General features: G+C 45.0%; 6 protein-coding genes. 2 read left to right on the forward strand and 4 right to left on the reverse strand.

Annotated elements, in window-relative coordinates; all coding sequences use genetic code 11:
- Window positions 1–23: 23 nt before the first annotated feature.
- The 4 genes from V7K97_RS22930 to V7K97_RS22945 all read right to left on the reverse strand — a co-directional run bounded on the left by V7K97_RS22930 (window position 24) and on the right by V7K97_RS22945 (window position 9171).
- On the reverse strand, window positions 24–1724 hold the full coding sequence (locus tag V7K97_RS22930) for a tetratricopeptide repeat protein (RefSeq protein ID WP_334803292.1): 1701 nt from the start codon (window positions 1722–1724) through the stop codon (window positions 24–26).
- A gap of 83 nt (window positions 1725–1807) precedes the next feature.
- A complete protein-coding gene (locus tag V7K97_RS22935) occupies window positions 1808–3688 on the reverse strand; it encodes an ABC transporter ATP-binding protein (RefSeq protein ID WP_334803293.1) in 1881 nt (626 codons plus the stop codon).
- A 268-nt stretch (window positions 3689–3956) separates the two neighbouring features.
- Window positions 3957–6476, reverse strand: a complete 2520-nt coding sequence (locus tag V7K97_RS22940) for a beta strand repeat-containing protein (protein ID WP_334803294.1) — start codon at window positions 6474–6476, stop codon at window positions 3957–3959.
- Window positions 6477–6672: 196 nt separating this feature from the next.
- Window positions 6673–9171, reverse strand: a complete 2499-nt coding sequence (locus V7K97_RS22945; protein WP_334803295.1) for a beta strand repeat-containing protein — start codon at window positions 9169–9171, stop codon at window positions 6673–6675.
- Window positions 9172–9850: 679 nt separating this feature from the next.
- On the opposite strand from V7K97_RS22945, the gene V7K97_RS22950 reads away from it, so the two are divergent.
- Both V7K97_RS22950 and V7K97_RS22955 read left to right on the forward strand, forming a co-directional pair.
- Window positions 9851–10873: a tetratricopeptide repeat protein gene (locus tag V7K97_RS22950; protein ID WP_334803296.1), complete on the forward strand. Its 1023-nt coding sequence runs from the start codon at window positions 9851–9853 to the stop codon at window positions 10871–10873.
- Between the two features lie 51 nt (window positions 10874–10924).
- On the forward strand, window positions 10925–11866 hold the full coding sequence (locus V7K97_RS22955; RefSeq protein ID WP_334803297.1) for a GNAT family N-acetyltransferase: 942 nt from the start codon (window positions 10925–10927) through the stop codon (window positions 11864–11866).
- Window positions 11867–11880: the final 14 nt, after the last annotated feature.

Genomic DNA, 11880 nt, shown 5'->3' on the forward strand with positions numbered 1-11880 from the left:
AACAAGAAGCGGGGAGTTTTGAGCTATTTCTGATATGTGCTGATAATTTGTTCTACAACACTCCGATATTCTTCTGTAAACTTCTCTCTGGTGTGATTAGCTCTTGCATATTCCCAGCCTTTTCGTGCCATTTGCTTCAGTGTTTGAGCAGGCTGGTTAGCGACCCATTGTACGGAAGCCTTAATCTCTTCAATGGAGCAATTGTTCAAACACACCCCAAAATCCTCTATATTCATACCACATTCACGGCTAATTATGGGAATTAAACCCGCGTGTAAGTAAGTGATAACAGAACCCGATTGTCCCTCGGAACACGAAGCATAAACAGCCCCTATACAACTGTTGAGAATATTCTGAAACTCAGGACTGCTAATATCAATCCATCCAATAGTTTGGATGTTTGGAGTTTGATAAAGTTCTTGATAAAATGCCTTCTCAAAATCTGGCTCTCGCTTGATTGGACCGCAAATTGTCAAATGATAATCTGGCATTTCAGCGAAGGCTTCCAACACTAGGTCCAAGCCTTTGTGAACAAGTCCAAAACTACCTAGCCATAGGAAGTTTTTACGGCAATGTTCAAAGTCTTTCTCCTCTGGAAAAGGAAAAAGCTGCATTGATGAGTTAGGAATGTGGTAGATAGGTTTATTGATGTAGTTAAAGGTACTTTTTGTCCAATCATTTCCGATCATTACAGCACAATTCGCATATTCAATTGCCAAGTTAGGCATTTCAAATCTGCGTGGATGCAAAGTTACTCCTCTTCGCTTTTGTAATGCCAGTAGTCGGTTCAACTCTGCACAACTGTTAAAGAGATTATGGGCAACGTCAATGTGGAATATTTTTATACAATCCTGATTAATAATCGGTGTCAATCTTTGGATATTCCAACGTATGTCAATTAAAAAATCATAATTTTTCTGAGGTATGAAGCTATGATTTTGGTAGCTAATGACATCAACAGCATAGCCAAGTTCTAACCAGATTTTTGCTATCTGTAATGATTCCCAATGACATTGATGAAAAGGTACATTAAAGATTGGATCATCTGGTTGAAGTAGAAACGGCCCATTGACATATGAGAGCAGCACGTTACCACGGATAGTTTTTTCAGGATTGAGCGATACTGCATCCTGAAACTCTAGACTTAATAATTCTTGTAAGCTATAAATCGCATCTACTAAATCTGTTTTCAGGAGAATTGCTTGACGATAATAAGCTATAGCTGCTTTGGGGTTTCCTTTTTGTTGATGGGATAGCCCTAGGTCTTTATTTAGCAGAGCATAATGAGCCTTTTTTTCTTGAGGAAGTTCTCCTTTGGCATAAAGTGTATTAGCTAAATTAACTTCGGCTTCAATAAAGTCGGGTCTAAGTTCAAGAGCTTTTTTATAGGAGGAAATTGCTTCATCCAATTGCCCTTGCTGATGGAATATGTATGCAAGGTTGTGGTAGCACACTACTAGGTCTGGTCGTGCAGCTAAAGCTCTTTGGTAACATTTGACTGCTTCTGTTAAATTACCCTGAGCTTGATACAAATTTCCCAAACTAAACCATGCTTTAACTGATTCCGGTTCAACCTGAAGTACAGAATTTAGCAATCTTTCAGCTATTTGATATTGTCCTGACTGTTGTGCTATGATTCCTAAACCGAGGAGTGCTTCTGGGTGATTGGACTGGGTTTCTATAAGTTGAACTGCGAACTGAAGCGCTTGTGAAATTGTTGTCATGAAGATCCTGCTAATTCTATTGGGTTCTATTACTACTCGGACGCGAGGTATTGATATTTCAATCAGGTTATTCTGAAAATATCTTAAGTTCCCAACATCTGCAAGTTATGTAAAGTAGCATAAAGCCCTCCCTGTCGCAGTAGTTGATCGTGACTTCCTTGTTCGATTAATTCGCCCCGCTTGAGAACAAAAATCCGGTCTACATTGCGAATTGTAGACAAGCGGTGAGCGATAATAATGGCGGTACGTCTGAGTAAAAGCTGGTTTAATGCCTCTTGAACTAAAGCTTCTGTGCCAACATCTAAACTAGCGGTAGCTTCATCTAGTACCAAAATTTGGGGATTGCGAATGGCAGCCCGCGCAAAGGCTAAAAGTTGCTTTTGACCACTAGAAATATTTGTACCCCGTTCTCGAAGTTGAGTATCATACCCTTGGGGTAGTTCTTCTATAAACTGGGCAATGTTGGTTTGTTCTGCTGCTTGTTGAATCTGTTCAATGGTATAGCCATCTCCTAAAGAAATGTTGCTTTTAACATCACCAGCAAACAAAAAGCCTTCTTGTAAAATTACTGCCATGTAGCGCCGCAGTTCTGCCTGTGGTACTTCTCGAATATCGATACCATCGATGAGAATGCGTCCTTCGGTGGGTTCGTAAAGGCGGCACAAAAGGCGAATAATGGAGGTTTTACCCGCACCTGTGGGGCCGACTAATGCAATTTTTTCACCAGGATGAATGGTAAAATCTAAGTCTTTAATTACATAATCATCATTTTTGTAAGCAAACCAGACGTGATCAAAGCGAATCTCTCCCAATTCTGGCGGGGAAGTGAGGTCTGGGGATTCTAGATTTGCCACGATCTCGTCTATGTAGCCGAATTTAGCATCAAATATTGAGAAGCGCAAATTGGCGCGATCGCGGATTTCTATCGGTTCATCTAATATATCCCCGACGCGTTCAATGGCTGTGAAAGCAGCTTGAATTGTCGTAAATTTTTCTGCAAAAGCCCTTAAAGGGTCAAATAATCGTTGGGCATACAAGACAAATGCAGATAAATTCCCAAAAGTCAAGTTTTTTTCTAATAGCAACCAACCACCGATCAACAAAACACCTGCGATCGCAATCAGTCCAATCCATTCCAAGGTTGCTGAAACAAATGAATCATAAAAGATGGTTTTATCCATTTGCTGTGTGTAGCGGCTGTTCGTGGCACGAAACAATTCGGCATTAAATCTTTCCCGCCGGAACAACTGCACAACGTTAATACCAAGGACATTTTCTTGTAGCTGTGAATTCAGGATAGAAAGTTCTTCTCGCCCTTTGTAATTGGCTTTGCGATACTGTTTCTGAATGTAAACAATTATCCAGCTAACTGGTAATAGGATCAATAGCAGCAAGCAAGCAAGTTGCCACTGCATGGAAAACATTACACCCAAAGTCACCAGCATCAAAAACAAATCGGATATAATGCCAATTGCCCCAGTAGAAAAGACATCGCCTAACACTTCTACATCGCTGGTGATTCTGGTAATTAATTTACCTACGGGCGTGCGGTCAAAAAAGCGCACTGCTAGAGATGTCACATGGTGAAATAAGTCTTGGCGAATTGCGGCGGTGATTTGTTGCCCTAGCTTTTGGACTATATAACCTTGTAAACTTGTCAAGCTCAATTGGATAGCGATGGCAATTACCAATAATCCCTCTAGGATATTTAGCCCTTGGGACAAGGGGCGATTCCTGAAAAATTCGTAAGCGCTTGGTTCATGGCGAATTAGGGAGATAGCTTGGCCAATCAACAGAGGTTGTAAGGCGTTAGCTAGTGCGATCGGTATGAGTAGGCACATCGACAGCCCCAAGAGCCGTCCGTTACGACGGGCATAAGGCACTAAACGCAAAAACAACCGCCAGTCGTTTTCACTCTGACGATGTTCCGTATAAGATTTTTTGAGAGATTGGTAGATGCTCATAGTAAGAGCATTATATTAATGTTTGCAAAAAAATACGCTTGTTTAAAGTAGCATTTGGACTGCTACTCTGATAGCATGCCTGAGATAAAAACTGCAAGACTGCGACTAAGGCATTTCTCTCTCAAGGACTTTGATTACTTGTATCGCCTCTAGAACGATGCAGAAATCATGAAATATTTGTCGCCCAGAATAAGGGAACAAACCCAGGCGAGTTTAACTAAAACATCAGGGTTTGTCTGAAATGGGATTAAATGGTGTTCCAAGCAAACTACGCTTGCAACACAAAATCAGATGCCGTCAGAGTTGGCGCACCAGTTAAAGTCGCAAATAGACCACCACTGCCAAAACCCGCCGTACAGCCATTTTCGTTGTAGAACAACTGCCCACTCACAGAATCGTAGACAATTTTCGCTGTGCTAGTCCCAGCTTGATTAGTTACTTGAAAATCACTCTTGTTACTAAAACCTGTTCCCGCAACAGAGGTAATTGCACCAAAGGTCGTTTTATCCAGTACAATCTTGTCACCTTGGGAAGTGTTAAAATCACTAATGGTATCTACACCAACAGCACAACTGTTAAAAGCCGCATTGGTATTGTAAAGGAATCTGTCAGCACCCGCACCGCCAACCAGAATATCATTACCCGCACCACCGATTAGGGTATCATTGCCAGTACCGCCTCTTAAAAGGTCATTGCCACTCAAGCCATTAATTATGTCATTACCCCCTTGACCATTAATCACATCATTGGAGTTATCAAAACCTTTGATGTGATTGTTTAAGTCATTGAGGAAGGTGACAGTGTTTTTGTTGAAAATACTAGTTTGAGTAGAGTTGGCATTAATGACATCAAAGCTGTCGGTGATGCTGGTTTGCCCATCAAACAAAATATTGCCAATTGCAGGTCTTGAAGAAGTTGCTGGCAGATTATCCAGGTTTTCTAATTTGAAATTTTGGAGAGTGACTTTGGTGTTAGTTATATCTCCAAAGGTGACTTCTAAGTTGTTGCCATTTTGAGTTAGGAGCAGATTGTCAGCAGTGAAGAAAAAACCTGTAAATTCCAGTGTATCAACGTTGGCAATTACTGCTGCTGATGGGTTTGAGCCAATACCAACACCGCCAAAGTCGGTGATGGTGTCATTGCCATCGCCTATTCCGAAGATGAATTTATCTTGACCACCGTTGCCTGTGAGGGTATCATTACCAGCTAACCCGTAGATGATGTTTTTGCTGGCTGTGCCTATAAGGGTATCTCTGCCAGGAGTTCCTGTTAGGCTAATGGTGCTGCCAATGCCTATATTCTTTCCCCCAAACAGCACGTAGCTCTGCCCTGAATGCTCGCCGTTGGGGTCGGCACCAAATGCCCCGATAATCAGGTCGTCGATGCCGTCACCGTTGATATCTCCCGCACTGCTGACAGAACCGCCTGAGAAGTCATATCTATTGATGCCGTTGATGGCAAAGCCATTAGTGCCGTTGAGGGTAGAGAGGTTGAGACTAGCACCAAAACCCCCCTTGCTGCCAAATACCACGTAGCTCTGCCCTGAGTGGGCGCCGTTGGGAGAGGCAGAATATGCCCCGATAATCAGGTCGTCGATGCCGTCGCCGTTGATGTCTCCTGCACTGCTTACACTACCGCCTGAACCGTCACCTGCATTGATGCCGTTGATGGCAAAGCCATTAGTGCCGTTGAGTGTGGAGAGGTTGAGTTGGGCATCAAAACCCCCCTTGCTACCAAACACCACGTAGTTTTGCCCTGAGTAGTGGCCGTTGAGGGAGGCATCTGGTGCCCCGATAATCAGGTCGTCGATGCCGTCGCCGTTGATGTCTCCCGCACTGCTAACAGACCAGCCTGATTGGTCAAATGCATTGATGCCGTTGATGGCAAAGCCATTAGTGCCGTTGAGGGTGGAGAGGTTGAGTTGGGCATCAAAACCCCCCTTGCTGCCAAACACCACGTAGCTCTGCCCTGATTCGTCGGAGCCGTTGGGGGAGGCACCTGGTGCCCCGATAATCAGGTCGTCGATGCCGTCACCGTTGATGTCTCCCGCACTGCTGACAGAATTGCCTGAATCGTCTCGTGTATTGATGCCGTTGATGGCAAAGCCATTAGTGCCGTTGAGGGTGGAGAGGTTGAATTGGGCATCAAAACCTCCCTTGCTGCCAAATACCACGTAGCTCTGCCCAGAGAAGGCGCCGTTGGGGTCGGCAAAAGGTGTCCCGATAATCAGGTCGTCGATGCCGTCGCCGTTGATGTCTCCCGCACTGCTGACAGACCAGCCTGATTCGTCATCTGCATTGATGCCGTTGATGGCAAAGCCATTAGTGCCGTTGAGGGTGGAGAGGTTGAATTGGGCATCAAAACCTCCCTTGCTGCCAAATAACACGTAGCTCTGTCCTGATTGGGGGTTGCCGTTGGGGGAGGCATTAATTGCCCCGACAATCAGGTCGTCGATACCGTCGTCATTGATGTCTCCCGCACTGCTGACAGAATAGCCTGAACGGTCATATGGATTGATGCTGTTGATGGTAAAGCCGTTAGTGCCGTTGAGAGTGGAGAGGTTGAGACTAGCACCAAAACCACCCTTGCTGCCAAACACCACGTAGCTATGGTTTAAAGGAGAGCCGTTGGCAAAAGATTCCGCAATAATCAGGTCGTCGATGCCGTCGCCGTTGATGTCTCCCGCACTGCTCAGAGGAAAGCCTGATTCCTCAAATGCATTGATGCCGTTGATGGCAAAGCCGTTAGTGCCGTTGAGATCCGAAAGGTTAAAAGTTGAATTTGCCATAAGTTCGTCCTTTTGTTTCTACAACTAAAAATTTCAACAATGAACAGGGGTTGCCACAGTGGTACAAATCTTACCTTGACGTTTGCTGTTCCCAGCTTTGAAACTTAGATACTGAAAAAGTTGCGCCCGAACAAAAGGTACAAATCTTACCTTGACGTTTGCTGTTCCCAGCTTGAAACACCATATTTAAAGCAAACTACCCTTGCAACACCAAATCAGATGCCGTGAGAGTTGGCGCACCACTCAGAGTCGCAAATAGACCACCACTGCCAAAACCCGCCGCACTGCCATTTTCGTTGTAGAACAACTGCCCACTCAAAGGGTCATACGCAATTTTCGCTGTGCTAGTCGCGGCGGAAGTTGTGACTTGAAAATCACTCTTGTTACTAAAACCATTTCCCACAACAGAGGTAATAACACTGAAGGTCGTCTTATCCAGTACAATCTTGTCACCTTGGCAACTGTTGAAGTCACTAATTGTATCTTCACCAATCGCAGAGCTTTCAAAAGCTGCATTGGTATTGTAAAGGAAACTGTCAGCACCGGCACCGCCAACGAGAATATCATTACCCGCACCACCAATCAGGGTATCATTGCCGTTACCGCCTGTGAGCAGGTCATTGCCACTCAAGCCATTAATCAAGTCATTACCCCCTTGACCATTAATCACATCATTGGAGTTATCAAAACCTGTGATGTTATTGTTTAAGTCATTAAGGAAGGTGACAGTGTTTTTGTTAAAAATGCTAGTTTGAGTAGAGTTGGCATTAATGACATCAAAGCTGTCGGTGATGTTGGTTTGCCCATCAAACAAAATATTACCTAGTCCAGGTCTTGAAGAAGTTGCTGGGAGATTATCCAGGTTTTCTAATTTGAAGTTTTGCAGAGTGACTTTGGTATTAGCCACATTTTCAAAGGTGACTTCTAAGTTGTGACCATTTTGAGTTAGTTGCAGATTTCGGGCAGTTAATCCGGCTCCGGTAAATTCCAGGGTATCAAGGTTGGCAATTACTGCTGTTGATGGGTTTGAGCCTTTACCTACGCCACTAAAGTCGGTAATGGTGTCATTGCCTGACCCAGAGCGAAACACAAATTTATCTTGACCACCGTTGCCTGTGAGGGTATCATTACCAGCTAACCCGTCGATGATATTGTTGCCGGGTGTGCCTACAAGGGTATCTGCGCCAGGGGTTCCTGTGAGGTTAATGGTGCTGCTACTGCCTATATTCTTGCTGCCAAACAGCACGTAGCTCTGCCCTGACCTAGTGCCATTGGGGGAGGCAAGGCCTGCCCCGATAATTAGGTCGTCGATGCCGTCGCCGTTGATGTCTCCCGCACTGCTGACAGACCAGCCTGATTCGTCATTTGCATTAATGCCGTTGATGGCAAAGCCGTTAGTGCCGTTAAGGGTGGAGAGGTTAAATTGGGCACTAAAACCGGACTTGCTGCCAAACACCACGTAGCTCTGCCCAGATAAGGAGCCGTTGGCGGAGGCAAGCATTGCCCCGATAATCAGGTCGTCGATGCCGTCGCCATTGATGTCTCCCGCACTGCTCACAGAGATGCCTGAAAAGTCACCTGGATTAATGCCGTTGATGGCAAAGCCGTTAGTGCCGTTGAGGGTGGAGAGGTTGAGTTGGGCACTAAAACCCCCCTTGCTGCCAAACACCACGTAGCTCGTGTTGGCACCTGGTGTCCCGATAATTAGGTCGTCGATGCCGTCGCCGTTGATGTCTCCCGCACTGCTCACAGAGCTGCCTGAGCCGTCATATAATTTATTGATGCCATTGATGGCAAACCCATTAGTGCCGTTGAGGGTAGAGAGGTTGAGTTGGGCATCAAAACCCCCCTTGCTGCCAAACACCACGTAGCTTTTCCCAGAACTGGCGGTGCCACGGGTGGGACCAGGTGCCCCGATAATCAGGTCGTCGATGCCGTCACCATTGATGTCTCCCGCACTGCTCACAGACCAGCCTGATACGTCAAGTTGGCTGCCGTTGATGGCGAAGCCGTTAGTGCCGTTGAGAGTGGAGAGGTTGAGTTGGGCATCAAAACCCCCCTTGCTGCCAAACACCACGTAGCTCTGCCCTGAGCTGTAGAAGCTGCGGAGGGCACCTGGTGCCCCGATAATCAGGTCGTCGATGCCGTCGCCGTTGATGTCTCCCGCACTGCTCACAGACCAGCCTGAATTGTAATTTGCATTAATGCCGTTGATGGCAAAGCCGTTAGTGCCGTTAAGGGTGGAGAGGTTAAATTGGGCACTAAACCCCCCCTTCCTGCCAAACACTACGTAGCTCTGCCCTGAGTAGTTGCCGTCGGGGTCGGCAAGGGGTGCCCCGATAATCAGGTCGTCGATGCCGTCGCCGTTGATGTCTCCCGGACTGCTCACAGACCTGCCTGATTCGTCATTTGCATTAATGCCGTTGATAGCAAAGCCGTTAGTGCCGTTGAGGGTGGAGAGGTTAAATTGGGCACCAAAACCCCCCTTGCTGCCAAACACCACGTAGCTTTTCCCAGAACTGGCGGTGCCACGGGTAGGACTAGGTGCCCCGATAATCAGGTCGTCGATGCCGTCGCCATTGATGTCTCCCGCACTGCTGACAGAAAAGCCTGATTCGTCATTTGCATTAATGCCGTTGATAGCAAAGCCGTTAGTGCCGTTGAGATCCGAAAGGTTAAAAGTTGAATTTGCCATGAGTTCGTCCTTTTATTTCTACAAGTAAAAATTTAAACAATTTCAGTGACACTGAACGGTCTACATGATGAAATATACAACTTTTATCTGGAACAACTAATGAACGAGGGTTGCTACAGTGGTAAAATTCGGCACTCAAAGTTTGCTGTTCTAAGTGAATTACGACTGCACAATAAAATCAGATGCCGTAAGATTTGGCGCACCAGTTAGAGTCGTAAAGAGACCGCTTATAAAGTAAAAATAAAATTCTTGTAGGGTGTGTTAGGCGCATATTTTCGATCTGATTTGTCACGAAAATATGACACGAGCGCCTAACGCACCGTGTTATGTAGCGGTGCATTAGGCTAAAGTCGTAACACACCTTACTTAAGATTTACTTTATAAGTACTCTCTTACTGAAACCCTTAAACCAAGGACTGAAGTCCTTACTACGAACTTATTCACTGAATTCTATTCGCCCTGGTTCTAAGTTGACAGCAATGATAGCTGTGTGCCCCTACTAGGCTATTTGTATTAATTTATTCATAGATATTTCTGGAAGTATGAGAAAATAACATACTTATCTATTTACGTCTTATATCTAAAGATAGAAAATAAAGGTTAAAATTTGGGAAACCTAAGAGGGGTTCATTCCCAAAATATGTCCTGCCTACTTATCGCAGAGTGCAATTGAGGTCAGATGATGCAACCTTTAAATCAAGTCAAAGAGTGGGAACAACGTCGTGATGAGGCAAACTGCTACTATCAGCGAGGGAAATTTCAAGAGTATCTCAATCTGGCAACCCAAAATTTAGACTTAGCTAGAGCAATTCCAGACCGAGCCAGGGAAGGTTATACTCTGAACGACCTTGGTTTAGCTCACCTTAGTTGCTGGCAACCTCAAAGAGCATTAGAGCGGTTTCAACAGGCGCTTTCGGTTGCTGTTGAAATTGGCAACGCTCCCGCACAGGCAACTGCACTTAGCAATCTGGGTTCTACCTACAGCCGTCTTGGACGCTTTTCGCAAGCCTTGGAATATTTTGACAAAGCACTTCCCATCTTCAGGCGATCGCAAGATATTCAAGGTGAAGTTTCTACTCTCAATGATGTAGCGCTAATTTATACGCGGTTGGGAGAACCGAAACGGGCACTCTTGTTACAACACCAAATTTTGACGATGCGGCGATCGCTAGGAGACTTTTCTGGGGAAGCAACAACCCTAAATGGCATTGGGTTTGCTTACAATGTCTTAGGCAAATTTGAGCAAGCTCTAGAATTTTTTCAAGCAGCACTTCCAATTCAACGAGCTCTCAAGAATTTGCTTGGCGAAACAACTACCTTAAATAACATTGCTTCTGTCTATCATGATTTAGGAAAACCAAAACAAGCCCTATTGCTCTACCATCAAGTTCTTTTGACACGTCGAGTAATTAGCGATCGCTCTGGCGAGGCCACAACCCTTCATAACATTGGTTTTACCTACACTACTCTGGCAGAGCATCGACAAGCCATGAAGTTTTACAAACAAGCCATTGCGATTTATCAACAACAGGGCGATTCTCTGGGAGAAATTTCAACTTTGCTGAACATGGGAAGCCTTTACACTACAACCAAACGCAAAAAAATGGCGCGATCGTGCTTCCAAAATGCCCAACAGTTAGCAGAGCAAATCGAACATCAGCCACTCCGAGAAAAAGTACGGCAGTTTATAGATTCTCTGTAGCGTAACTCTAAGTAATAGGATAGAACCTAACGCTCTCAACACAACAAAAAGATGAACGTTTCTATCCGATTACTCCAAGAGAATGAATTAGCTGCTGCTGATCATATTTTTCGGCTAGCCTTTGGCACATTGTTAGGACTACCTGAACCAACTGAGTTTTATGGGGATGCTGCTTACATCCACCATCGTTGGAAAACTGATCCGAATGTGGCTTATGCTGCTGAGGTAGATGGAAAATTAATCGGTTCTAACTTGGTGGTGAATTGGGGAAGCTTTGGCTATTTTGGGCCATTAAGCGTTCATCCTGACTTTTGGAACCAAGGAGTAGGTCAACGTCTGGTTGAAGCTGCCATTTCTAGCTTTGACCAGTGGAATACTCCGATGACAGGACTGTTTACTTTTGCTCAAAGTCCTAAGCATCACGTACTATATCAAAAATTTGGCTTCCGTCTGCGTTTTCTCACTGCAATTTTGGCAAAGGAAGTACAGCAATTACAGCCAATACCCCAAGGAAATAGATACTCAGAGATGAGTGAAGATGAACGCACCCAAACTCTGAAAGCAATTGCTCAACTCACTAATTCCATTTATGAAGGGCTAGATTTATCACGGGAAATTCTGATAGTTCAAGCTCAAGGACTGGGTGATACAGTGTTGTTATGGAATGATACAGGCTTGGCAGGATTTGCAGTTTGTCACTATGGGGCAGGTACTGAGGCGGGTAGTAATACTTGCTTTATAAAATTTGGCGCGGTATATTCTGGCAATGATGCAGGGCAACATTTCGAGCAGTTATTGGATTTGTGTGAAGCATTAACTGTGGCTCAAGGGATGTCACGTTTGGTTGCTGGAGTCAATACCAGTCGAGACAAAGCTTATCGCAGGATGCTTGCTCGTGGTTTTCGCAGTGAAATCATCGGAGTTGCAATGCATAGACCTAATGAACCGGGATTCAATCGCCCAGATGTTTTCGCAATGGATGATTGGCGATAGCCTAATCTTGTACT

Source organism: Nostoc sp. (assembly GCF_036917815.1).
GTDB lineage: Bacteria > Cyanobacteriota > Cyanobacteriia > Cyanobacteriales > Nostocaceae > Nostoc.